The 24,718-nt window shown below is 62.6% G+C and carries 22 protein-coding genes; 11 read left to right on the top strand and 11 right to left on the bottom strand.

The features are described 5' to 3' along the window. Window positions 1-69 precede the first annotated feature (69 nt). The 9 genes from GR197_RS15445 to GR197_RS15405 form a co-directional block, all read right to left on the bottom strand. A complete protein-coding gene (locus GR197_RS15445; RefSeq protein WP_164011014.1) occupies window positions 70-1,164 on the bottom strand; it encodes a pyridoxal-phosphate-dependent aminotransferase family protein in 1,095 nt (364 codons plus the stop codon). 11 nt (window positions 1,165-1,175) lie between these two features. After that, window positions 1,176-1,958: an ABC transporter ATP-binding protein gene (locus tag GR197_RS15440; protein WP_164011012.1), complete on the bottom strand. Its 783-nt coding sequence runs from the start codon at window positions 1,956-1,958 to the stop codon at window positions 1,176-1,178. Next, window positions 1,955-2,749: an ATP-binding cassette domain-containing protein gene (locus GR197_RS15435; RefSeq protein WP_164011010.1), complete on the bottom strand. Its 795-nt coding sequence runs from the start codon at window positions 2,747-2,749 to the stop codon at window positions 1,955-1,957. The genes GR197_RS15440 and GR197_RS15435 overlap by 4 nt, the downstream gene beginning before the upstream one ends. Continuing rightward, window positions 2,746-3,579 carry an ABC transporter permease gene (locus GR197_RS15430; RefSeq protein ID WP_164011008.1) on the bottom strand — a complete coding sequence of 278 codons (834 nt, stop codon included), beginning with the start codon at window positions 3,577-3,579 and terminating at the stop codon, window positions 2,746-2,748. Before GR197_RS15430 ends, GR197_RS15435 begins: the two co-directional genes overlap by 4 nt. Next, complete coding sequence (locus GR197_RS15425) at window positions 3,576-4,565, bottom strand: ABC transporter permease subunit (RefSeq protein ID WP_164011006.1); 990 nt, start codon at window positions 4,563-4,565, stop codon at window positions 3,576-3,578. Before GR197_RS15425 ends, GR197_RS15430 begins: the two co-directional genes overlap by 4 nt. 40 nt (window positions 4,566-4,605) lie before the next feature. Then, window positions 4,606-6,216 (bottom strand): ABC transporter substrate-binding protein, encoded by a 1,611-nt coding sequence (locus GR197_RS15420; protein ID WP_164011004.1) that lies wholly within the window; start codon window positions 6,214-6,216, stop codon window positions 4,606-4,608. Window positions 6,217-6,340: 124 nt separating this feature from the next. Continuing rightward, a complete protein-coding gene (locus GR197_RS15415) occupies window positions 6,341-7,738 on the bottom strand; it encodes an LLM class flavin-dependent oxidoreductase (RefSeq protein ID WP_164011002.1) in 1,398 nt (465 codons plus the stop codon). Further along, on the bottom strand, window positions 7,735-8,814 hold the full coding sequence (locus tag GR197_RS15410) for an ABC transporter permease (RefSeq protein ID WP_164011000.1): 1,080 nt from the start codon (window positions 8,812-8,814) through the stop codon (window positions 7,735-7,737). Before GR197_RS15410 ends, GR197_RS15415 begins: the two co-directional genes overlap by 4 nt. Continuing rightward, window positions 8,811-10,295, bottom strand: coding sequence for a sugar ABC transporter ATP-binding protein (locus GR197_RS15405; protein ID WP_164010997.1), 1,485 nt, complete (start codon window positions 10,293-10,295; stop codon window positions 8,811-8,813). Before GR197_RS15405 ends, GR197_RS15410 begins: the two co-directional genes overlap by 4 nt. A 230-nt stretch (window positions 10,296-10,525) precedes the next feature. On the opposite strand from GR197_RS15405, the gene GR197_RS15400 reads away from it, so the two are divergent. Next, a complete protein-coding gene (locus GR197_RS15400; protein WP_164010995.1) occupies window positions 10,526-11,572 on the top strand; it encodes a substrate-binding domain-containing protein in 1,047 nt (348 codons plus the stop codon). A 78-nt stretch (window positions 11,573-11,650) separates the two neighbouring features. Further along, entirely contained in the window at window positions 11,651-12,859 is a 1,209-nt protein-coding gene (locus GR197_RS15395; protein ID WP_164010993.1) for an acyl-CoA dehydrogenase family protein, read from the top strand. An 80-nt stretch (window positions 12,860-12,939) separates the two neighbouring features. Here GR197_RS15395 and GR197_RS15390 read toward each other — a convergent pair whose 3' ends face one another. Next, window positions 12,940-14,157 (bottom strand): SfnB family sulfur acquisition oxidoreductase, encoded by a 1,218-nt coding sequence (locus tag GR197_RS15390; RefSeq protein WP_164010991.1) that lies wholly within the window; start codon window positions 14,155-14,157, stop codon window positions 12,940-12,942. A gap of 29 nt (window positions 14,158-14,186) precedes the next feature. Between GR197_RS15390 and GR197_RS15385 the strand changes: the two genes are divergently transcribed. Continuing rightward, window positions 14,187-14,471 (top strand): hypothetical protein, encoded by a 285-nt coding sequence (locus GR197_RS15385; RefSeq protein WP_164010881.1) that lies wholly within the window; start codon window positions 14,187-14,189, stop codon window positions 14,469-14,471. A gap of 8 nt (window positions 14,472-14,479) precedes the next feature. Continuing rightward, window positions 14,480-15,817 carry an LLM class flavin-dependent oxidoreductase gene (locus tag GR197_RS15380; RefSeq protein ID WP_164010989.1) on the top strand — a complete coding sequence of 446 codons (1,338 nt, stop codon included), beginning with the start codon at window positions 14,480-14,482 and terminating at the stop codon, window positions 15,815-15,817. Window positions 15,818-15,880: 63 nt separating this feature from the next. Here the strand turns inward: GR197_RS15380 and GR197_RS15375 are convergent, their stop codons facing one another. Further along, window positions 15,881-16,975, bottom strand: a complete 1,095-nt coding sequence (locus GR197_RS15375) for a substrate-binding domain-containing protein (RefSeq protein WP_164010988.1) — start codon at window positions 16,973-16,975, stop codon at window positions 15,881-15,883. A 214-nt stretch (window positions 16,976-17,189) separates the two neighbouring features. Between GR197_RS15375 and GR197_RS15370 the strand changes: the two genes are divergently transcribed. The 7 genes from GR197_RS15370 (at window position 17,190) to GR197_RS15340 (ending at window position 24,695) form a co-directional block, all read left to right on the top strand. After that, window positions 17,190-18,224, top strand: coding sequence for a Gfo/Idh/MocA family oxidoreductase (locus GR197_RS15370; RefSeq protein WP_164010986.1), 1,035 nt, complete (start codon window positions 17,190-17,192; stop codon window positions 18,222-18,224). A gap of 11 nt (window positions 18,225-18,235) precedes the next feature. Beyond that, the gene (locus GR197_RS15365) at window positions 18,236-19,138 is read left to right on the top strand and encodes a TIM barrel protein (RefSeq protein ID WP_164010984.1); all 903 of its coding nucleotides are present in this window, start codon (window positions 18,236-18,238) and stop codon (window positions 19,136-19,138) included. Window positions 19,139-19,200: 62 nt separating this feature from the next. Then, window positions 19,201-20,433 (top strand): ABC transporter substrate-binding protein, encoded by a 1,233-nt coding sequence (locus GR197_RS15360; RefSeq protein ID WP_164010982.1) that lies wholly within the window; start codon window positions 19,201-19,203, stop codon window positions 20,431-20,433. A 191-nt stretch (window positions 20,434-20,624) separates the two neighbouring features. Then, window positions 20,625-21,527: a carbohydrate ABC transporter permease gene (locus GR197_RS15355; protein WP_164010980.1), complete on the top strand. Its 903-nt coding sequence runs from the start codon at window positions 20,625-20,627 to the stop codon at window positions 21,525-21,527. Next, window positions 21,524-22,351 (top strand): carbohydrate ABC transporter permease, encoded by an 828-nt coding sequence (locus GR197_RS15350; protein ID WP_164010978.1) that lies wholly within the window; start codon window positions 21,524-21,526, stop codon window positions 22,349-22,351. The genes GR197_RS15355 and GR197_RS15350 overlap by 4 nt, the downstream gene beginning before the upstream one ends. Next, the gene (locus tag GR197_RS15345; protein ID WP_164010976.1) at window positions 22,348-23,418 is read left to right on the top strand and encodes an ABC transporter ATP-binding protein; all 1,071 of its coding nucleotides are present in this window, start codon (window positions 22,348-22,350) and stop codon (window positions 23,416-23,418) included. Before GR197_RS15350 ends, GR197_RS15345 begins: the two co-directional genes overlap by 4 nt. Before the next feature lie 254 nt (window positions 23,419-23,672). Next, window positions 23,673-24,695: a LacI family DNA-binding transcriptional regulator gene (locus tag GR197_RS15340; RefSeq protein ID WP_164010974.1), complete on the top strand. Its 1,023-nt coding sequence runs from the start codon at window positions 23,673-23,675 to the stop codon at window positions 24,693-24,695. The last annotated feature ends 23 nt before the right edge of the window (window positions 24,696-24,718 follow it).

The raw sequence follows: 24,718 nt of genomic DNA, 5'->3' as shown, positions 1-24,718 counted from the left end.
TGCACAAATCTCCGCGATGCTACTCTCCTGCCTTGAGAAGCCGAGATTATCAAGGGCCGTATCCGGCTTTCAGCGGCTGTAGGCCGCAGATATCGCCTCCGCAGCGGCGGCGATATCGCAGGGATAACCGGCCTGCCTGAGGGCCGCGCCATAGGCCACCACATTCGACAGCACCGTCTGGAATGCGGCGCGCGGACCCGTATGGTTCAGCCGCAGGAGACGGGCCGGCGCAGTTCCGACACCTTCCGTCAACTCCACCCCCAGCCGCCCCGCAGCGGCGATCAGCGCATCAGGCGCCAATGCCTTCGGCACCGGCACCGCTGTCACCAGGCTCGAGGCCTTGGTTGCCGGCACCCAGACCCCTATGCCGAGCGCTGCAAGCCCTGCCCGTGTCGCCGATGCTGCCAGCGCATGGCGGGCGACGATGTTCTCCAGACCTTCGGCCTCGATGCGGTCGAGTGCGGTCTCGAGCGCGAAGAATTCCAACGGCGCCGGCGTTCCCGGCAGAGCCCGCCGGCCACCGTCGATCCATGATTTCAGATCGGCCAGCGACAGGATCGAATCGCGCGGCGCACCATCACTCAGAATGAGGTCCCAGGCGCGCCGGCTGACCGAGAGCGCCGACACGCCGGCCGGACCGCCAAACGCCTTCTGCGGGCCGATCACCGCGATGTCGATGCCGAGATCGTCGACGTCGAGCCGATGACCGCCGATCGAAGCGACCGCATCGACGACGGTAACGATGCCCCGGGCGCGTGCAAGCGCCAGTATCTCGGGGAGCGGGTTGAGAATGCCGCTTGCTGATTCCGCATGAACCAGGGCGAGTACATCGATAGGAGGACCGGCGTCCAACGCCTTAGCGATCGCCTCGATCTCCACCGGCCGCCCCGGTTCGGCGGAGATATCCCTTACCGTAGCACCACCTCGCCGCAGCCACTGCCCGAACCAGCCGCCATAGAGGCTGGTGACGATGTTAAGCACCGAGAGCCCGGGACGGGCAAGACTGATTGCCGCCGCCTCCAGCGCCACCACCGCCTCCGCCTGCACCAGCAATATGTCGTTGCGGCTGCGCAGGATGCTGCCAATTCTGTCGGCAAGAACGGCATAGCGCTCTGCCGGATAGGGTGGCGCGCCATGTAAGGGATTCCAACCAGGATCGGACATGGATACTTCCTTCACGATGGATCGATGACGAGACGGGGGACGGCGGCAACAAGCGCACGGGCGGCATCGGATTGCGGCGCGTCAACCACCGCCGCTGCCGGGCCGATCTCGACGATCCGCCCGCCTTCCATGACGGCAATGCGGTGGGAGACGGCGCGGACCACAGCAAGATCGTGCGAAATGAACAGGCAGGCAATGCCCTGTTCTCTCTGCAGATCGACCAGAAGTTCGAGGATCCTGCCGCGCACGGTGACGTCGAGCGCCGAGACCGCCTCGTCGAGCACGAGCAGCGAGGGCCGTGTCGCAATTGCCCGGGCGATCGCCACGCGCTGGCGCTGGCCGCCGGAGAGCGTGCGGAGCGGCCGGCCGGCGAAATCGGCATGCAGACCGACCCGTTCGAGAAGCATGGCGATCTCGCCGGGGCGCTGGTCTCTTGCGACGACGCCGTGGATGCGAATCGGATCGTCGAGAACAGTGCCGACGCTCGCCAGAGGATTGAAGGCAGAAAGCGGATCTTGGAATACCATCTGTATGCGCGCGCGCCGGCGGCGCAAGGACGCGCCGTTCAGCGTTAGCCAATTCTCCCCCTCGAAGCGGATCGATCCGCCATCGGCCGGGAGAAGCCGCAGCAGGATGCGCGACAGCGTCGATTTCCCGCTGCCGGAAGCGCCGACGAGCCCAAGTGTTTCGCCGGCCGCAATCGTCAGGGACACGCTGTCAAGGGCGGCAACCTGACGCCCTGCGGAAGAAAACCCTTTTGACAGATTTTCGACGGACAGCAGCATTTTATTCATGACGGCACCTCCGCTATCAGCGGTGGCGTCGCGAGGTCGCGGTGGCTGGCGATGAGGGCGGCGGTATAGCCGCTTTTCGGCGCCGAAATCACCGAACGGACCGGTCCCGCCTCGACCAGCTTCCCGTCGCGGAAAACGGCAATGCGGTCGACGAAGCCGGAGGCAAGCGCAATGTCGTGGGTGATGAAAAGCAGCGTCATGCCGTCCTCGCGCACCAGCCCGTCGAGCAGGCGGACGATCTCGGCCTGGACGACGACATCGAGCGCGCTGGTCGCCTCGTCGGCGATCAGCAGCGCTGGTTTCGCGGCGATGGCCGCAGCCATCGCCACGCGCTGGCGCTGACCGCCGGAAAGCTGGTGCGGATAGGCCAGCATCGCCTTGCCGGGCTCAGACATCCGCACCCGCCCAAGCAGCTCTTCTGCCCTGGTATAGGCCTGTTTCCAGCTGAAGCCGAGATGGCGCCTGGCGCCTTCGGCGATCTGCTCACCGATCGTCAGGACGGGATTGAGGCTTGTGCCCGGATCTTGGAAGACGAAGCCGAAATCGCGGCCCGGGCGGGGCGGGTGGCCGAGGGCGGGCCAGAGCATCTCGCCGCCGACCTTCGCCCCATCGGGCAGCAGAGCGGCGAGCGCCCGGGCGAGCGTACTTTTGCCGGAGCCGCTTTCGCCGATGATCGCCAGCCTTTCGCCGGTGGCAATATCGAGATCGATATGGTCGAGCGCGACGGCACTGCTCCTGCCGCGCCCGTAGGTGACCGAAAGCTGCCGCAGGCTGCATAAGGTGCCGCTCATGACGCCCTCCCGCCGGCATCGCCAAGCATCTTGCCGAGACCCTCGCTGAACAGATGGACGCCGAGCACGGTGACGGCGAGTGCCGCGCCCGGTATGACCGAGAGATAGGAGGCCGAACGCAGCACACTGCGGCCCTCGGCGATCATCGAGCCCCAGGTGGCGATATTGGGATTGCCAAGACCAAGGAAGGAAAGTGCTGCCTCAGTGAGAATTGCGCCGGCGACGATAGTGGCCGAGAGCGCCAGCACCGGCGGCAAAGCGTTCGGCAGGATTTCCCGGAAGGCGATCTCGGCCGGATGCATGCCGATCACCCTTGCAGAGGCGACGTAATCCTGCTCGCGGATCGCCAGCACCTGCGCCCGCGTCAGCCGCGCCGGATCGGCCCAGGTGCCGAGCGCGATGGCAAGGACGACGACCGGCGTCGAGACGCCGATGGTGCTGACGAAGGCAAGCGCAAGCAGGAAGCCTGGTACGATCTGGAAGGCGTCGACCACACGCATCAGCGCCTCGTCGACGATCCCGCCGGCAAAACCGGCGGCCATGCCGACACAGACGCCGAGGATCATCGCCGAAAAAGCCGCGGCGAGGCCGACGGCGAGCGAGGTGCGTGCGCCATAAATGAGGCCGGCGAGCACATCGCGGCCAAGGCGGTCCGTACCGAGCGGAAAGGCCGGATCGGTGAATGGCGGCAGCAGCGCCCGGCCGGCGATCCTCAGCGGATCACCCGGCGAGATGATCGGAGCAGCGAGCCCGGCTAAAAGCAGGAGCGCAAGGATCGCAAGCCCGACCGTGCCTTCCGGCGTACTGAGGAGGCGCCGGAGACGGCTCATGCGCGGCCCTCCGAAGTGCCGATGCGCGGATCGAGCGCGGCATAGACGAGATCGACGAGGAAGTTGACCGAAATGACGAGGACGGCGCTGGTGACGATAATGCCCATCAACAAGGGCGCATCGCGGCCGTTGACCGCGTCCTGCGCCAGCCGCCCGAACCCGGGAATAGCAAAGACGCTCTCGATCACCACGCTGCCACCGAGCATGGCTGCCGATTGCAGCCCGAGCATGGTGACGAGCGGCAGCAACGCATTGCGCGCCACGTGGCGCAGCACGATGCGGCTGCGCGACAGGCCTTTGGCGCGGGCAAAGAGGACGAAATCCAGCTTCCAAGCCTCGGCCATGCCGGCTCGCATCACCCGCAGGAACAAGGCGAGATAGATCAACGCAAGTGCGCCGACCGGCAGGACCAGATGATCGGCAATATCGAGCGCGCGCGAAAATCCCGTCTTGCCGGAAGCGATCGTCTCGATGCCGGCGATCGGAAACCAGCGCAGCTTCACCGAAAAGGCGATGCTCAGAACCAGACCGAGCCAGAAGCTCGGAATGGCGTAGACGATCAGCGAACCGATCGACAGCAATCGGTCGCGAAGGGCGCCCGGCTGGGCGCCGGCAACAATACCGAGCGCCGAGCCCAAGCCGAAAGACAGCGCGGTGGCACTGCCCATCAACAGCAGCGTATTGGGCAGCCGTTCGGCAATCAGTGCACCGACCGGCCGGCCGAAGGCGACCGACCAGCCGAGATCGAGCCGCGCCAGCGAGGAAAGATAGAGCCAAAGCCGGGCAAACATGGACTGGTCGAGGCCGTAACTCTCACGCAGCGACTGCCTGAGTGCCGCATCGCCACCGCCGATCGAACCGAGATAGGCGTCAACGGCATCGCCAGAGGCGGATTCGAGCAGGAAAAAGGTGAAAATCACCACGATCAGCAGCACCGGAATGCTGCTGATCGCCCTGCGCCTGAGGAGGATGATTGCACGTTTCACGCCGGACAGGGCCTCTGGAAGAGCATTGCCGCCGATCCTATCACGACTGCAGCGCTGTATCGCCCCAGTTCGAGACGGCCCAGCGCGGATTGTCGGAGACGTTGAGCACGGTGTCGCGCGCGACCGTGATGAAGCCCCATTCCGCGACGTTGATCAGCGGCAGATCGGCGGCGACGAGCTGCTGGAACTTGCGATAGAGATCGGTGCGCGCCGCCGTGTCGACGGTTTCGGAGGCCTGATGGATGATCTTGTCGAGCTCTGGATTGACGTAGCCGCCCTGGTTGGAAAAGGGCACACCGTCAGGCGTGCCGGATTGGACGAGAATGGTGGTGGAGATCGCCGGATCGCCACGGAAGACCGGCGGGCCGACGCCAAGATCGAAATCGTGCTCGGTATAAACAGCCTTCTGGTGGGCGGCCGCGTCGGCATTAACGATCTCGGCATCGATGCCGATCACGGCAAGCGCCTGGCGAAGGTAATCGCCGAATTGGCGGGTCTCGTTGAAATAGGGTGCGGGGCGAAGCTTCAGCTTGAAGCGGTTGCCGTCCGCTCCCTGTTTGTACCCCGCCTTGTCGAGAATATCGTTGGCGGCGGCAGGGTTGAAATCATAATTCGCGACATCGGATGTATAGAATTCCGGCGCATTCTTCGGCACCGGGCCTGTGGAGGCGGCGGCGTATCCGAGGAAGATCGTGTCGACCACGAATTTCTTGTCGATCGCCTGCGCGATCGCCTGACGGACCCTGAGGTCGGCGAGCTCCTTGCGGCGGTGATTGATCTCGACGACGAGCTGGTAGGTCAAGGCCTCATAACCTTTGGAGATCACCTTGATGCCGTCGACCTTGGAGATGCGGTCGAGATCGGCCAGCGGCACGGCCGAGAAGGCGGCCAGCTGGATTTCGTCGGCTTCGAGCGCCGCACCCGCCGACGCTCGGTCGGGCAACACGCGGAAGACGATCTCGTCGAGCTTCGGCTGGTCCTCGCCCCAGTAGTTTTCATTGCGCGTCAGCCGGTAATATTCGCCGGGCTTGTATTCGGCGAATTTGAACGGACCGGTGCCGACCAGCGTATTGTTGGCCGGATTGGTGGCGATATCGCTGCCGTCGAAGATGTGCTTGGCGACGACGCTGGTAACGACGGGCAAGGCATTGCGGATGAGCTGGAACGGCGTCGGCTTGGAGAAGCGGAACACGGCGGTGTAGTCGTCGGGGGTATCGACGGCTTCGAGATTGGCAAAGACCAGGCGGCCGAGATTCTGCAGCGGCTTCCAGATATTGAGCGCGGAGAAGGCGACATCGAGCGAGGTGAACGGCTTGCCGTCATGCCAGGTAACGCCGTCGCGCAGCTTGAAGGTGACGGAGAGGCCATCGGCCGAGCCCTCCCAGGAGGTGGCAAGGCGCGGCGCAAGACCGTCCTTGCCGTCGAACGAGGCTTCGGCCAGCGGTTCGATCACCTTGCTGGCGATGAAAAAGACGCCGTTCGAAGCGACGATGGCGGGATTGAGGTTCTTTGGCTCCGAATCGGCCGCAACGATCAGCCGGCCGCCGGCCGCCGCCGTCTGCGCCAGCGCGTGGCGGGAGAGAGACGTAGAAGCGAGGAGCAGGGCCGCGCCCTTCATCAGCGTGCGCCGTGAGATAGATGGTACAGTCATGACCCCTCCTGATCGATCAAATCTAGAGCACCCATATTCAGGGCGAAATGCCAATTGGCATAGAGGTTAAATTCGAAATGGCCGGGCGCCGCGAGACATTTTTTGTCAGCCAGCCATTATTCGCTTAGCCGCTGGCAGCGATGCGCGCGGGCTCGCCGAAAAGGTTGCGATAAGTCGCACCCGGATGCGGCGCAACAAGCCGCGGTCCCACTCCCCCAAGCTTTTCGCGCAGCGTGCCCTCGGCATATTCGGTTTTATAGACGCCGCGCTTCTGCAATTCCGGTACCAGCAGATCCACAGCATCCTCGAAACTCTCGGGCGTCACGGCATAGGCAAGGTTGAAGCCGTCGACATCGGTGTCCTCGATCCATTCCTGCATCAGATCGGCGACCGTCTGCGGCGAGCCGACGAAAACGGGACCAAAACCACCGACGCCGACCCAGTCGGCCATTTCACGCACCGTCCATTCCTTGGTTGGATCGATGGTGGTGAAGGTCTCGACGGCCGACTGAACCGCATTGGTATGACGGTGGCGCAGCACCTCATCCGGCCCGAACTGACCGAAATCGATACCGGTCCAGCCGGAGATCAGCGTCAGCGCGCCCTCGAAGGAGGCATATTTGCGGTATTCGTTGAATTTGCGCTGCGCCTCGGCATCGGTCTCGCCGAGGATCACTGTCTGGAGGTTGAAGGCGAGAATGTCGCGCGGGTTGCGGCCGATACGCTCGGCCGCCTCGCGTACATTGGCGACATAACGTTTCAGCACCGCCTTGGATGGCGACGCCACGAAGATGCATTCGGCATGGGCGCCGGCGAAATCCTTGCCGCGGCTGGAGGCGCCGGCCTGGTAGAGCACCGGCGTGCGCTGCGGCGAGGGTTCGCTCAGATGAATGCCGGGCACGTTGAAATGCCGGCCGGAATGACGGATCGGGTGGACTTTTTCTGGATGGGTGAAGATGCCGCTTTCCTGGTCGCGGACGATGGCGCCGTCCTCCCAGCTGCCTTCCCAGAGTTTGTAGCAGACTTCGAGATATTCCTCGGCGAGGGCGTAGCGATCGTCATGTCCCGTCTGCGCCGGCTGACCGATGTTGAGCGCGCCGCTGTTGAGATAGGAGGTAACGATATTCCAGCCGACGCGGCCTTTGGTCAGATGATCGAGTGTCGAGATGCGGCGGGCGAAGGTGTAGGGATGCTCGAAGGAGAGCGACGCCGTCAGGCCGAAGCCGAGGTGCTGGGTCTCGTAGGCCATGGTCGGGATGAGCTGCAGCGGGTCGTTGACCGGCACCTGCGCCGAATGGCGAAGGGCGGCATCGACATTGCCGTTCAACACATCGTAGACGCCGAGCACGTCGGCAATGAACAGCCCGTCGAACTTGCCGCGCTCCAGCGTCTTTGCCAGATGCACCCAATAGTCGAGATCCTTGTATGTCCAGGATCTGTCGCGCGGATGGCGCCAGAGCCCCGGCGACTGGTGTCCGACGCAATTCATGTCGAAGGCGTTCAGCCTGATCTCGCGAGTCATTTTATCTTCCTTGGAATTAGGGGATTGCTGCGGCCGAGGCCGTAGGTCAGCGCCAAGGATCCGACGAGCACGGCGCCCTTGACGAAATCCTGGGTGTAATAGGCGGCGTTCAGCATGGTGAGGCCGTTCAGCAGCACGCCGACGAAGACGGCGCCGGCGATGGTGCCGAGCACGTTCGGACGCCGCAAATTGAGAACCGCAAAACCGATCAGCGCGGCGGCAACCGAATCCATCAGCAGCGAACCGCCGGAAGAGATGTCGCCACGCCCGACGCGGGCGGCGATCACGATGCCGCCAAGCGAGGCCAGGGTGCCCGACAAGACATAGGCGAGCGTCTTCAGCCTGACGGTCGAGGCCCCGGCAAGCCGGGTGGCGACCTCGTTGCCGCCGGTCGCAAACAGCAGCCGGCCGATGCGGGTGCGTTCGGTCAGAACGAAGAGCAGGACGGCGACCGTCGCCATCAGCACGACGGAAACGGGCAGGGTGCCGAGGATGCTGTAGCGGCCGATCAGCAGAAAGGCCGGATCGTAGGCGCCGGTCGCCTTCGAACCATCGGGCAAAGTGAGACCTGATGAAATCGACCGGCCGGCTGTGGGGATGAGTTGCAGGCCGGACAGCAGGAACATCATCGCCAGCGTCGCCAGCAGATCCGGCACCTTCAGGCGCACGATCAGCAAGGCGTTGACGAGCCCGACCAGAGCGCCGAAGGCAAGCACCAGCGGCACTGTCGCATAGGCGTCGAGGCCCCAGACGATCATCGCGTAGCTCGCCGCCATCACACTCGATGCGGCGACGGCGCCGATCGACAGGTCGAAGCCGCCGACGGCAAGCGTGACGGTGACGCCGGCGCCGAGAATGGCGACCACCGACACCGCCTGCAGGATGCTCATCAGATTGGCGATATTGATGAAGGCGGGCTCGGCGATCGAAAACCCGACGATCAGCAGCGCAAGCAGGATGAACACCGCGCCAGCGCGGAGAAACGCCCCGAAAGCCGCAAGGCGGCCGCTATTGGCGTGCGGTGCCTTTGGCCGAGTGCCTGCCCGCGAAAGAGCGTCGTCGTCGATCGTCGTCATGCGAATATTCCCTGAATGGCGAAAGGAGCGGCAATCCCGATTGCAGCGGGTGCCAGCACGTGGCGGTCGATGACCAGGATGCGGTCGGCCACCTCATGGGCCTCCTCGGGATCGGAGGTCGCAATCAGCGTCGCCCGGTCGGTGCGGGCACGGATTGCCTGGATGATGTCGCGGCGGGCACCGACATCGACACCCTGGAACGGTTCGTCGAGCAGCAGAAGCCGGCTCGGTTCCGCTTCCCAGCGGGCGATAACCGCTTTCTGCTGATTGCCGCCGGACAGCGACCAGACGGAGGCAAGCGGACCGGATGCCTTGATGCCGAAACCGGCGATCGCCTGCTCGGCCTCGCGTCGTTCGCGTCCACCGAGGAGAAAACCGCGCGGATACCATTTGGCAAGATGTGGTAGGCTGATCGTCGCCGCCAGCGAATGGCCGGGCCATGCCGCCGGCATCAGCGAGGAACGATGACGGTCTTCGGCGGCCATCGCAACGCCTGAGGCAATCGCTTCGGTCGGGCTTTTCGGCCGATAAGGCCGACCGTCGAGAAACATCGTGCCACCCTCAAGCGCCGTCACGCCGAAGATCGCCTGGAGCAGCCGGCTCTTGCCGGCGCCGAGCACGCCGGTCACCGCAACCACCTCGCCCTCATGCAGCGACAGATCGAAGGACGCGCCTGTCGGCAGCAGGCAGGCATCGCGCATCTCGAAAATCACCGGGCCGGTCGCGGGCCGCGCATCCGGCCGCGCCGCATCGAGTCTTCGGCCGATCATCGTCTCGATGGCGCTCGAAAAATCGATCGGCCGCGAGAAGGTGCCGACGACACGGCCGCCGCGCATGACGAGCGCGCGGTCGGCGATCGCTTCGAGATCGGCGGTGCGATGCGATATATAAAGGATTGCCAGTCCCCTTTGGCGAAGCCTCAGCAGAATGTCAAAGAGACGGCGGCTTTCCTCTCCGGAAAGGCTCGCCGTCGGCTCATCGAGAATGAGGAGATCGGCGCGGTTGGCGAGCGCCCGTGCGATTGCCACCAGTTGCCGATCGGCGCCGGCGAGTTCGCCGAAATCACGGTCGAGCGGCAAGGTGAAGCCGGCAGCATCGAGCATCGCCTGCGCCGCGCGGCGAATGCCGGCGCGCGTGACGAAGAAGGGCGTGCTGCGATCGGCGAAACGGTTGAGAAGCAGGGCGTCGGCAACGGTCAGGCCGGCCGCGCCGACCAGATCCGTCGACTGATGCACGGTGACGATACCGGCCCTTGCCGCTTCCGCCGGGCTGCGCGGCGCGAAGGGGCGGCCATCGAGACGGACAGTGCCGCCATCGGCCGGCAGTACGCCGGAAAGGATTTTGACCAGCGTCGACTTACCTGCACCGTTTGCGCCCATGAGTGCCACAATCTCGCCGCGCTCGATCACAAGATCGGCGCCGGCAAGCGCTCGCGTCGAGCCAAAGCTGCGGCTGATATTTTCAATGTGAAGAAGCGGCATCGACAAGATCCGGGGCTGCGTTTGTATCAGGAGTGTGCCTCGTTCGGGCGGTCGAATTCCAGGCACGCCTTTCCCCGGCGGACACTGCCCGGGAAACAAAGAATCTCTCGTAGCCCGCAAAATCGGATCATTTAATCTACTAAAAACATAGAGATTATATCTAATAACTTCACGCGTCGCGGGGTGCTGCCTGTCAGACGACGCCTCTTTTTGTTAAAAGGAACGCGACGATGAAATCCCTCGCACGGCTCGCACTGTCTGCCGCCGTCATTCCGTTCATTTTCATTCAAGGCGCAAAGGCAGACGGCTTGTCCGGTGCACCGGCTCCCTTCGACAAGGGTGGCGTCAGGATAGCGTTGATCAGCTACATCTCGGCCGGCGATTTCTTCCAGGCCTATCAGGCGGGCGCCGAGGCCCAGGCCAAGGCCCTGGATATCGACCTGCGCATCTTCCCCGGGCGCCAGGATGCCGCCGAGCAGCGCGAGCAGATCCTGCAGGCGATCAATCTCGGCGTCTCCGGCATCGTCATCGACCACGGCCTGCCGGAATCGCTTGGCGACGTCGTGCAGCAGGCGCTCGACAAGGGCATCAAGGTCGTCGCCTTCGACGTCAACCTCAACAACCCCAAAATCCCGCAGGTGGAGCAAAGCGACCACGAGCTTGCCTCGCTGGCGCTTGCGCAGGTGGTCAAGGATAACGGCAACAGTTTCAACGCCGGTTACGTCTATGTCGCGGGCTTTGCGCCGCTCGACCGCCGCAACGAAGTCTGGGACAAGTTCAAGTCGGACAACAAAGGCGTGGTCGAAAAGGCCCGATTCGGCAATGTCAGCGACACGACGGCAACCTCGACCGCCGACCAGGCGAAGGCCGCGCTCACCGCCAATCCCGATATATCGGTGGTCTTTGCCCCCTATGACGAATTCGCCCGCGGCGTAAAACTCGCCGCCAACGACCTCGGCATATCAAGCAAGCTCAAGATCTATTCGGCCGATGTGTCGACGGCCGATATTCAGGAAATCACCGAGGAAGGCAGCCCGTGGATTGCCACCGTCGCCACCAATCCGGCCGTGGTCGGCGCCGTCTCGATCCGCGCCGCCGCTCTCGAAATCGCCGGCCAGACGGTTCCCCACCAGATTACCGTGAAGCCGACGCTGCTGACCCAGGAGAGCCTGCGCGCCGCCGGCGTCAAGACGATCGAAGAGCTGGCCGAAAAGGTGCCCGCCTTCAGCACCAGCGATGCGGCAACCGCCAGCTGGATCCCGGACAAGCTGTTCTGAGGCGTTTCACTTGATCCTTCCGGCGGAGAGCTTACGGCTCCCGCCGGAACATCCCTTTGGAAAATTGGAGTTCTGCCCATGAGCCTGTCCAATGTCGTCTTCGCGGCGCCCCGCAACCCGACGCGAGAAGACCTCTTTGCCCGTGCCGAGACGATCTCGGCCGATCTTTCCCAGCGTGCCGCCGAACTCGACCGCGACGGCCGTCCGCCGCTTGCCGAGATCGTCAAGTTGAAGAATGCCGGCCTGCTCAACGCGCTGCATCCGATAGAGATCGGCGGCGGCGGCCTCGATTGGGTCGACGGGCTGAGGCTGGTACGCATTATCGCCCGTGGCGAGAGCTCGATCGGCCAGTTGCTCGGCTACCACTATGTCAATAGCCAGTATATCTACTGGGCACTCGATGCGGCGCGCGCCCAGGCGCTCGGCAGCGAGACGGTGGCGAAGAACCTCTATTGGGGCGCGGCCGTCAACCCGCGCGACCCCGGGCTGGTGCTGACCCGCCGCGGCAACGGCTATGTGCTGAACGGCCGCAAATCCTTCTCCACGGCGGCGCGGGTCTCCGACTATATCAACGCCAACGCGACGCTCGATGACAAGATCGCCGGTTTCGCCGTGCCGACCAACCGCCCAGGCTATGTCGCCAATGACGACTGGGACAATATTGGTCAACGCCTGTCCGACAGCGGCAGCGTCGAGTTTCAAGACTTCCCCGTCAACGAAGAGGATTTCGTCGGTGCGCCCGCTGCAGCCGATGTGGTGCCGCCGGTGCTGTCGACCTTCAATACGCCGCTCATTCAGTTGGTCTTCGTCAACTTTTATCTCGGCACCGCCGAAGGCGCGCTGCAGGCGGCGGTCGACTACGTCAGAACCACGACCCGGCCGTGGATCACCTCAGGCGTCGAGCGGGCAGCAGACGATCCCTATATCCTCGAACGTGTCGGCGAATTCACCGCGGCGCTGAAGGCCTCGGCGGCCCTTGCCGATAGCGCTGCATCAGCCGTGCAGGCAGGTCTTGCCCGCGGCCGCGATGTGACGGCGCGCCAGCGCGGCGAGGCGGCCGCGGAAGCCTATGCTGCCAAGGTCCATGCCACCCATGTCTCGCTCGACATCACCTCACGCGTCTTCGAACTTACGGGCGCGCGCTCGACGGCGGACAAATACCGCTTCGACCGGTTCTGGCGCAATGTCCGCACCCATACGCTGCACGACCCGGTCTTCTACAAGGCCAAGGAAGTTGGTGAATTCGTGCTGAACGACCGGATACCCGAAGTCAGCCTCTATAGCTGAGGCGGCTACGCTGTCCTCGAAAATGAAAAACCCCACTGCCGGCACCGGCGGTGGGGTTTCGTTTGGCAGCAACGAAAATTTCAGAGCGCGCCGTTCTTCGGCGGCGTCACGCCGTTCAGATGGTAGTTGCCGACGACATGGTATTTCCAGCGCACGGGATCATGCAGCGTATGAGTGCGGGCATTGCGCCAGTGGCGGTCGAGATTGAGGCCTGCCTGCACAGACGAGGTTCCGGCAAGTTCGAAGAGCGTATTCGAAGCCTCGATCGCCACCTCGGTCGTCAGCACCTTGGCGGCGGCAACCGCAAGCGTCGCCTCGACCACGTTTTTCTCCGTCGTCTCGACCTGTGCGGCATCGACCTTGTGGCCCGCACGTTCGACAAGGGCGGTCGCGGCTTCGAGCCGGATGGCAATCTGGCCGACCCTGGCGATCGTCAGCGGATCGTCGGAAGCGCGATCGAGACCACTATCCATCCAGGGGCGCGATTTCGTCCTGACGAACTCCAGCGTTTCGGCAAAGGCCGCCCTTGCAATGCCGAGATCGACGCCGGCATGGATGATCTGACCGACGGAGCCGATGGTCGTCGGCCGCTCGAAGCCCTTGTGATGGAACACGACGGAATCGGCGTTGACATAGACATTGTCGAGGATCGTCGTGCCGCTGCCGGTGGTGCGTTGGCCAAAGCCGTCCCAATCATCGACGATCTCGATGCCTTCAGTGCCCTTCGGCACGAAGGCCATGGTCAGCCGATCCTTCGCATCGAGCGCAAAGACGGTGATCCAGTCGGCGAAAAGGACGCCTGTGGAATAGAATTTGCGGCCGTTGATCCGGTAACCCGGACCGTCGCGGGTGATGCGCGTGTTGTAATGGCCTACCGTCTTGGTGCCGCGCTCGGAAAGCGCATTGCCGAAACGGTCGCCGGCCAGTACCCGGCCGAAGAAATAACGCTGCTGCTCCTCGCCGCCGTCGGTTCTGAGCGCCTCGAGAATATAGAAATGGTTCTGCGGGATCTGGCCGATCGAACTGTCCGCCTCCGACAGGATCGCGGTGATCTCGGCAAGCACGGCGTTGGAGACGTCGAGCCCGCCATATTGCGCCGGCACGGTGATCGCCAGGAGGCCGGACTGCGCGAGGAGATCGAGTTCGGCGAATGGCAGGAGCCGGTCGCTATCGCGCTCGGCGGCGCGCGCGGCAAATTGCGCCGCCAGCTTGCGGGCGGTGGCGATCGCTTCCTCGTCGCTGCCGATACGGGCGGCCACGGGCCGGATCTGGTCTGCTTTCCTCAGGACGGTGTTCATCGATGTCTCCAATTCTGACGAGCCTATCGGTGAAAGAAATCGCGCGTCGAGATAAGAGCACAAATTCTATAGAAGCAATCAAAAATAAAAAGTGTTTGCTTATCAGCTTCCGGCCGCCGCGATTAGTGTTTCGAATGCGGCGGTTGCGCGAAAACGCGGCCATGAAAGCACTGAAATTCCGGCAGGAAATTACGCCGGCCGGCCTCGATTTGAACTCGTCGACCTCCTACGTAACCGATATCCGATGCGTCGCCGCAGCGGTGCCACAAAGAACGCCCAAAGCGGGGCAGGCGGCCGCCTTGCCCGATCCATGAGGAAAATCATGACCCGTTCACGGCAGTTGCGCCTCGGCGCCTTCATGCGCCCCGTCAGCCTGCATACCGGCGCGTGGCGCTATCCCGGCTCCTATCCTGACGCCAACTTCAATTTCGCCCATCTGAAGTCATTCGCGCAGGCGCTGGAACGGGCGAAATTCGACGCCTTCTTCATGGCCGATCATCTTGCCGTACTCAATATGCCGGTCGAGGCGCTCAGGCGCAGCCACACCGTCACCTCTTTCGAGCCCTTCACGCTGTTGTCCGCGCTGGCGGCGGTGACGGAGCGCATCGGCCTCGTTGCTACTGCCTCCACCACCTTCGACGAGCCTTATCATATCGCCCGGCGTTTCGCCTCGCTCGATCATATCAGTGGCGGCCGTGCCGGCTGGAACATCGTTACGACGTCGAACCCCGATGCCGCTCTCAATTTCGGCCTCGACGAACATATGGAGCATGGCGAGCGTTATCATCGTGCCCGCGAATTCTATGATGTCGTCACCGGGCTCTGGGACAGCTTCGCCGACGATGCTTTCATCCGCGACCGGGAAAGCGGCCTGTTCTTCGATCCGGAGAAGATGCATGTGCTCGACCACAAGGGGGAGGAGCTCAGCGTCCGCGGGCCGCTTAATATTGCCCGCCCGCCGCAGGGCTGGCCTGTCATCGTCCAGGCCGGCCAGTCCGATCCCGGCCGCCAGCTCGCCGCCGAGACCGCCGAGATGGTCTTCTGTTCGCCGCGCGATCTTGCCGCCGGCAAGGCGCTCTATGCCGATATCAAGGGACGCATGGAAACGATCGGCCGCAACCGCGACCATCTGAAGATCCTGCCCGCCGCCTTCGTCATCGTCGGTGACAGTATCGAGGAGGCCCGTGCCAAACGCGCCACCCTCGACAGTCTGGTGCATTACGACAGCGCCATCGCCTCGCTTTCTATCGCGCTCGGCCATGACGCTTCCGGCTTCGATCCGGATGCGCCGCTACCGGCCGATATTCCCGACACCAATGCCAGCAAGACCGGCCGTGCCCAGGTATTGAAGCTTGCCGCCGAGGAGAAGCTGACCGTGCGCCAGTTGGCGCAGCGACATGGCGGCTATGCCGGCCTTGCCTTCGTCGGCACACCGGCAAGCATCGCCGACGAGATGGAACGCTGGTTGGAGGAGGAAGGCTCGGACGGTTTCAATATCGTCTTCCCCTATTTGCCGCAGGGTCTCCTTGACGTCACAGAACAACTGGTTCCGGAACTTCAGCGCCGAGGCTTGTTCCGCAGCGAATACGATGGCACGACCCTGCGCGAGCATCTCGGCTTGCCGCGGCCGAAGAACCGGTTCTTCACGGCCAGCGCATGAGGCGTCGCTGGCGGCCACTCAGCTCGCGCGGCGGAACCGATACGGTATCAAGAACGAATGCCATCAGGACTCGACGGTCTTGTTGTCGAAGATCAACCGCTCGGGCTCGAATTCCTTTTCGCCTGTTCTGGGATCGAACAGGTCACTTTCGCCCACTATCAGTTCCAGGGGCCAGATGATGTTGCGACCGTCGCCTGGATAGAAATCTTGATAGGCTGGCATGTTGGCGAGAAGCATCCGGCCGAGTTCGACGCCGAGATCGTAAAGCGACATGCGGAAACAGCTGAGCGACGGCTGCAGGAACCTGGCGCGCGGGGCGTCACGGAAGCCGATCACCGCCAGGTCGCGGCCCGGCATGACGCCCGATTCCATCAAGCGGCGGTAAAGACCGATCGCCATCAACTCATAAATCAGGATGACGGCCGTCGGCCGCTCTTCGAGCAGAAGCAGTTCGTTGGCTGCCTGATAGCCCCCCTGTTCGCTCGATTTGACACGAATGACGAGCGACGGATCGAAAGGAATATCGTGCCGTTCGAGCGCGCGGCGATAACCATCGAGAAAGATATATCCGAGATTGACCTCACTCGACGGCGCGGTGATCGCTATCCGGCGATGGCCGCGCGCGATCAGCCGTTCGACGGCACGGTTGGCGACACCTTCGAAATCGAGATCGATCCATGCGGAATTGCTTGCCGAAAGGCTGCGTCCGAGCGCGACAAAGGGGATCTTCGCGCGCGAGAGAAGGTCGATGCGCCGGTCGATGCGGTGGGTTTCCGAGATGATCATCGCGTCGACGATGCGCCGCGCCACCATGCGCTGCAGATATTCATGCGGATCCTCATCACTGGGGCAGGGCAGCATGATAAGGTCGAGCTTGTGGCGGGCAAAGACGCTCTGTAAGCCGCTGGTGACGCCGAGGAAGAAGTTGTCGGCATTTTCGACCGTCTCCATGCTGGATTCGATCATCAGCCCGATCACCTTCGTCTCTCCCTGTCTGAGACTCCGTCCCGACTGGTTGGCGACGTAGCCGAATTCCTCGGCTGCCGCCAGCACGCGCCGCCGCGTTTCATCGTTGACGTCGGGCTTGCCATTCAGCGCCCGGGAGACCGTGCCGATCGAAATATCCAAGTGTTCGGCAAGCTGGCGAATGCCCTTCATGGCCGTTGATTTCCCCGGACGCGTGATGCCGAAAACTGTGCGCGGTTTTCGGAAGACATCCTGCTCTCCTTCTCTGATTTAGATCCATTCGGATCCGGGTCCGAAATTTCGCATTTGACGTCTATTGACATCGCAAAGTGTTTCCGCCAACATTCGTAAACGTTTACGGAGTGCGTGTCACGCGGAGAGTTGGCACCATTCCCTGGAGGATATCGTGAAATTTAGTGCCATTCTGTGCGGGTGCGGAGCTATGTCCAAAGGTTGGTTGCGCGCCATCGCTTCCAACCCTCAGCTGGCCGAATCCGTCACCATCGTCGGCCTCGTCGACCTCAACCGGGAGACGGCGGAAAAGCTCGCCGCCGAGTTCGGCCTTAAGGGCGCTGTGATCGGCTCGGACCTGTCTGAGGTCATCGCCGCCACCAAGGCCGATCTGGTCTTCGACATTGTCATTCCAGCTGCGCGTTACGATGTCGTTTCGACGGCGCTCAAGGCCGGCTGCCATGTGCTCAGCGAAAAGCCGATGGCCGCCTCGCTCGCCGAGGGGGCTGCGCTAATCGATCTCGCCGCGGAGAGCGGCCGCATTCATGCGGTCATCCAAAACCGCCGTTTCATCTCGGGCATCAGGCGCCTGCGTCGCTTCGTCGACAGCGGCGCGCTCGGCGAGCTCACCGGCATCCATTGCGACTTCTTCCTGGCGCCGCATTTCGGCGGCTTCCGCGAGGAAATGGACAATGTCCTGCTTCTCGACATGGCGATCCACACCTTCGATGCCGCTCGTTACGTCGCCGACAGGAAGCCGCTCGCCGTCTATTGCGTCGAGCGCAATCCGAAGGGTTCGTGGTACCGGCACGGCGCCTCGGCCAATGCCATCTTCGAATTTTCCGACGACATCGTCTTCACCTATCGCGGCTCCTGGTGCGCCGAGGGTGAGCGCACCAGCTGGGAAAGCCAGTGGCGTCTCGTCGGCTCGAAGGGCATGCTCACTTGGGACGGCGAGGAGAACTTCAAGGCGACTGTTGCTGGGCAGGAGCCCGGCCTTTTGCATGGCGCTGTTTCCGTAAACGTTCCCGGTCCGGAGCATGACGAGGAAACCCATGGCCACGCCAGCGTCATCGCCGACTTCATCGCGGCGATCCGCACCGGCAAACAGCCCGAAACGGTCAATTCCGACAATATCAGAAGCCTCGCCATGGTCTTCGGTGCGATAGAAAGCGCCAAGACGGGCAAGCGCATCGAAATTTCAGCATAGGATCAAGTGACGTGAGCAACCCTGCAAAATCCATTCGCATCGGCACCATGGTCAGCGGCAACAAGGGCGATACCGCCCAGCGCATCGGCGAGATCGCCGACATGGGCTTTGAAAGCTTCGAACCCTTCTTCTGGCAGACGACCAAAGGTCAGGACCTTTCCGAGCTCGGCAAACGCTGCCTCGATGCGATCGGCGACCGCGACATCACCATCTCGACGCTCGGCATGTTCGGCAATCCGCTGGAAGAGACCGCAATCGACCTGGAGACACTGCAGGGCTGGAAAGACTGCATCGACAATGCCCATCATTTCGGCGCATCTTGCGTTGCCGGCTTCACCGGCCGCATCCGCGGCAAGCCGCTGACCGACAGCCTGGCTCGCTACAAGCAGATCTGGAGCGAACTCGCCAAACGCGCCGCCGACAAGGGCATCAAGATCGCCTTCGAGAATTGCGCCATGGACGGCAACTGGGCAAGCGGCGACTGGAACATCGCCCACAATCCCGATGCCTGGGAATTGATGTTCAACGAGACCCCGGACGACAATATCGGGCTGGAATGGGAACCGTGCCATCAGATGGTCTATCTGATCGACCCGTTGCCGCAGATCCGCAAATGGGCGCACAAGTTCTTCCACGTCCATGGCAAGGACGCGACCATCCGCTGGGAGGTCATCAAGGAACACGGGATATTCGGCAAGGAGAAATTCGTCTTCATGCGCACGCCGGGCTTCGGCGACAGCAACTGGACCGACATCATTTCCGAGCTGCGCCTGGCCGGCTGGTCCGGTTCGATCGATATCGAAGGCTGGCATGACCCGGTCTATCGCGACGCGCTTGAAATGACCGGCCAGGTCTTTGCGCTGAACCACCTCAAGCATGCCCGGGGCGGCGAATTCGTCGCCGACCCGGTCTGATGATATCGTTGCCGGCAAGGAGGAATTGCCGGAAACGGGGATAACCACAAAGGAGGAGAACCATGGCTATCCGTAAATATGCAATTCTCGGCGCTCTGGCGCTTGCAGGCGTCTCGCTGTTTGGCCTTTCGGCCAAGGCCGAGGACGTCACCCTGACGCTCTGGTCGCTGGATAAGGACACCCAGCCGGCGCCGAACCTCGTCAAGGAGTTCAACGCCCAGAACAACGGCATCAAGATCGAGTATCGGCTGATCCAGTTCGACGACGTCGTCACCGAGGCGATGCGCGCCTACGCCACCGGCCAGGCGCCCGATATCATCGCCGTCGACAATCCGGAGCATGCGCTGTTCTCGTCGCGCGGCGCCTTCCTCGACCTGACCGACATGATCGCCAAGTCGACCGTCATCAAGCCGGATAATTATTTCCCCGGACCGCTGAAGTCTGTGGAATGGGACGGCAAGTATTTTGGCGTGCCGAAGGCGACGAACACGATCGCGCTCTACTACAACAAGGACATGTTCAAGGCCAAGGGCCTCGACCCGAGCAAGCCTCCGCAGACCTGGGACGAACTGGTCGAGGATGCGCGCAAGCTGACCGACCCAGCCAAGAACGTCTATGGTCTGGCCTTCTCGGCCAAGGCCAATGAGGAGGGCACCTTCCAGTTCCTTCCCTGGGCCCAGATGGGCGGCGGCAGCTACCAGCATATCAATGCCGACGGCGCGGTGAAGGCGCTCGGGATCTGGAAGACGATCATGGACGAGAAGCTCGCTTCTCCCGACACGCTGACACGCGGCCAGTGGGATTCCACAGGCACCTTCAACTCCGGCAATGCGGCAATGGTGATCTCGGGTCCCTGGGAACTCGACCGCATGACGCAGGAAGCGAAATTCGACTGGGGCGTCACCCTGCTTCCGGTTCCAAAGGAAGGGGCTGAACGTTCCTCGGCCATGGGCGATTTCAACTGGGCGATCTTTGCCACCAGCAAACATCCGGCAGAAGCCTTCAAGGCGCTCGAATATTTCGCCTCGCAGGACGACAAGATGTTCAAGAATTTCGGCCAGCTTCCGGCCCGTTCCGACATCTCGATCCCGGAGACCGGCCAGCCGCTGAAGGATGCCGCCCTCAAGGTGTTCCTCGAACAGCTGAAATATGCCAAGCCGCGCGGCCCGCATCCGCAATGGCCGAAGATCTCCAAGGCGATCCAGGACGCCATCCAGGCGGCGTTGACCGGCCAGATGAGCCCGAAGGACGCACTCGACCAGGCAGCCGACAAGATCAAGGCAGTTCTGGGCTAAGGAGCGGTTCGGCGTAGCTGAAGCGAAAGCAAAGAGCCGGGTTGGCTCCTTGCTCCCTCTTCTCTCCGCTGGAGAGAAGAGGAGACCAAAATCATCCACCGATGGCAAATGCCATCCAACTCTTTCCTCCCGGCAGGGGCCGTCTTCCGCATCATGCGCCAGGCGGCCCCGTTCGGAACATCGGAGGACGCATGAAGAGGATCCTGATGAGCGTCAGGGACGGCCGCGGTTTCGATATCGTGCTCGTCGCTTTCCCGCTCGGCTTTCTGTTCCTGATGGCGGGCCTGCCGCTGATCTACAATGTGGTGATGAGTTTCCAGGAGGTCGACATGTTCAGCCTCGGGACCTTCTCGCGTCCTTTCGTCGGCTTCAAGAATTATACCGACCTCTTCGCGCAGCCGGAAACGCTGCCGATCCTCTATAACACCGTCATCTTCGTCACCGGCTCGATCGCCGGACAATTCCTGATCGGCTTCGGCCTGGCGCTGTTCTTCTGGGTCAATTTTCCCGGCGCCTCATGGATGCGCGGCCTGTTCCTCGTCTCCTGGGTGATGCCCGGCCTCGTCGTCGGCGCCATCTGGAACTGGATTCTCTCCGGTGATTTCGGCGTGCTGAATTTCATCCTCAAAGAAAGCGGCATCATCTCCGGCAACATCTTCTGGCGCTCGGACCCGCATTTTTCGCTCTATGCGGTGATCATCGCCAATGTTTGGCTCGGCACCTCCTTCAACATGATCCTGCTTTCCGTCGGCCTTGCCGGCATTCCGGCCGATCTCTTCGAAGCGGCCGAACTCGACGGCGCCAATGTCTGGCAGCGGTTCTGGACGATCACGCTGCCGATGATGCGCTCGACCATCGGCGCCATCATCTCGCTCGGTCTGATCTTCACCCTGCAGCAGTTCGATCTGTTTGCCGCCATCACCTCGGGCGGGCCGAACAATTCGTCGAACGTCACGCAATACTGGGCCTGGGATCTCTCCTTCCGGCAATACGACTTCGCCAAGGGCGCGACGATCTCCGTCATCATGATCGTCTTCGTCATGTTCGCGTCCGTCGTCTACGTCCGGTCCACACGCCACGAGGTGCGCGGATGATGACGACGAACCGCGACCGGCTGATGCTGGCAATCTCGATCGTCATGGCGGCGATCTATCTCTTCCCGCTCTACTGGATGTACATCACTGCGCTCAAAAGCGGCTCGGAGATGTTTGCGACGCCACCGAGCTTCTGGCCGACCGCCCCGCAATGGGGCACCTATACCACTGTCTGGGAAAGCCGCGACATGGGCCGCTATCTCTGGAACTCGCTGGTCATCGCTCTCGGCTCCATGGCGCTCATCGCGCTGCTGGGCGTCGGCTGCGCCTATGTGCTCGCCAGATACCGCAACGTCTGGGTGGATATCGGCCTATTCCTGATCCTGATGCTGCAGGTCCTGCCGGCATCGCTGATGATCACGCCGATTTTCGTCGGCTTCTCGCAGATCGGCATGCTGTCTTATCCGCGGCTCGCCGTCGTCATCGCGGTCGCGGCCAAGAGCATGCCCTTCTTCGTCATCCTGGTTCGCGCCACCTTCATGGGCGTTCCCCAGGAACTGGAGGAGGCGGCCCTCGTAGATGGCAATTCGCGCGTCGGGGCCTTCTTCAACATCGTGCTGCCGCTCGCCCGCAACGGCATTCTCGTCAGCGCCATCCTGATCTTCATGCAGGCCTTCGGCGAATTCGTCTATTCGAAGTCGATGATTCAGGCGGTAGACCTTCAGCCGGCCAGCGTCGGTCTCAATTCCTTCATGGGGCCGAACACAAACGAGTGGAACAACATCATGGCCTACGCCACGATGTATGTGACGCCGATCCTTGCCATCTTCGTTCTCTTGCAGCGCCGCATCGTATCCGGCCTCACCTCTGGAGCCCTCAAATGACCACGCAGATCGAGCTCAGAGGCGTCAATAAATATTACGGCGCCTTCCACGCCCTGAAGAACATCGACCTGTCGATTGCCAAGGGAACTTTCGTCGCGCTCGTCGGCCCTTCGGGCTGCGGCAAGTCCACGCTGCTGCGCTCGCTCGCCGGCCTCGAAAGCATCTCGACCGGCGATTTGAGGATCGCCGGCGAGCTGATGAACGGCGTGCCGCCGCGCAAGCGAGACGTCGCCATGGTGTTCCAGTCCTATGCGCTCTATCCGCATATGACGGTCGAAGAAAATCTGACCTACAGCCTGCGCATCCGCGGCATTGCCAAGGCCGAGGCCAAGAAGGCCGCCGAGGACGTGGCGGCAACGACAGGTCTGTCGCATCTGCTGAAGCGCTATCCGCGCGAACTGTCCGGCGGCCAGCGCCAGCGCGTCGCCATGAGCCGCGCCATCATCCGCCATCCGAAGGCCTTCCTGTTCGACGAGCCGCTGTCCAATCTCGATGCGGCGCTACGCGTCCACATGCGCAAGGAAATCCGGGCGCTGCACGACCGGCTGAATGCAACCTTCGTCTACGTGACGCACGACCAGGTCGAAGCGATGACGATGGCCGACCATGTGGTGGTGATGCGCGACGGCATCATCGAACAGCAAGGCGCGCCGCTGGACCTCTACGACCGGCCTGTGAACCGGTTCGTCGCAGGATTTATCGGATCGCCGGCTATGAATTTCATTCCGGCGATCGGCGCCGAAGACGGCAAGAGCCTGATCCTGGATTTCGGCGCCGTGAAGCAGACGCTTGCGCTCGCCCGCGCCATCGAGCCCGGACGCAAACTCGTCGCCGGCATCCGGCCGGAACATATCGGCGTCGTCGAGCCCGGGCATGGCAGTTTCGATGTGCCGATCGCCTTCGTCGAATCGACCGGCTCATCGACCTTCATCGTCGCGGAGACCCAGCCGGAACTGACGATCGTCGAGACGCGCCGCGACAGGGTGAAAGCAGGAGACAAGATCGGGCTTTCGATCGATCCGGCCCAGATCCATCTCTTCGATGCGTCGACAGACCACGTCATATAGAGGCAGCCAAGCAACCTGCCGGTCGGACTTGTCATAAATCGCACCGGGGCGACGGCGTCGAGCCAGGTCTCGGAAACATCCCCCGCGGCTGGCTGCGCCACAAGCGCGTCCCGACGAGTGCCTCAGCCGTCCGATCGAGCTTCGATCGGCTCATAGAAAATACGTCCCGCAGATTCATCGCTGTTGACAAAGACGAGCAATCGATATTGTCTTGTAAAGCGCTTTACTAAACCGCTTTACAATGGGTCTAATCAATGGCCAAGGGGACGACACCGAGCTTGAAGGATGTGGCGGCCGCCGCCGGCGTCTCGGTCACCACCGTGTCCCGTTTCGTCAACGGCAGCCTCGACCTGCCCTTTCAGACCAAGAAGCGCATCGAAGACGCGATCAAGACGCTGAATTACCGGCCGAACCCGCATGCGCGCCGCCTAAGCAGGGGGCGTTCTGACACGATCGGCCTCGTCGTTCCCGACATCGCCAATCCTTTCTTCGCGACCCTCGTCGCCGCCGTCGAGCAGGCAGCCGACGAAAAGAAGCTCGCCGTCTCGCTGCATGCCACGCTCAACCGGCCGGGGCGCGAGATCGAATATCTGCAGCTGATCGAGCGCAATCACGTCGACGGCCTGATCTTCGTCACCAACCACCCCGACGACGGCGCGCTTGCCGCCCTCATCAACGGCACCGGCAAGGTCATCATCGTCGATGAGGATATCCCCGATTCGAAAGCGCCGAAGCTGTTCTGCGACAATGAGCAAGGCGGTTATCTCGCTGGGCAGCACTTGGCCGCACAAGGCCACCGGCATGTCCTGTTCATCGGCGGCGACGAGCGCATGATCAGCGCCCGCAGGCGTTATGACGGTCTGTTAAAGGCACTTAGGGAACGGCATGGCAGCGAGGCCCGGGCCGATCGCTATGCCGGCGAATATACGATCGAATACGGCCGTGCGGCCGCGCTCGAATATCTCTCGGGAGAGCGAAAGGCGACGGCGATTTTCGCCAGTTCCGACGAGATCGCCATCGGCCTGGTCGAGGTCTTCGGAAGCCGGGGCGTCTCGATCCCTGCTGACATCTCGGTCATCGGCTTCGATGATGTCGGTCCGCTTCATCTTTTTGCGCCGCCGCTGACGGCGATCCGCCAGCCGGTGCGCCAGATCGGCCGGCGGTCGCTGGAGTTGCTTCTGGAAACCAATTGGCACGAGTGGAAACCATCCGCTTCGGAGGAACTGGTGCCTGTCGAAATCGTGGTGCGGAACTCCGTTGCGCCGCCCGCGAAATAAAAAACAGCAACGTCAGAAAACCA

It is taken from the genome of Rhizobium phaseoli (assembly GCF_010668805.1).
Classification (GTDB): Bacteria; Pseudomonadota; Alphaproteobacteria; order Rhizobiales; family Rhizobiaceae; genus Rhizobium; species Rhizobium phaseoli_A.
Note: the sequence above shows the minus strand (reverse complement) of the source record. Positions and strands in the feature narration are given on the sequence as shown.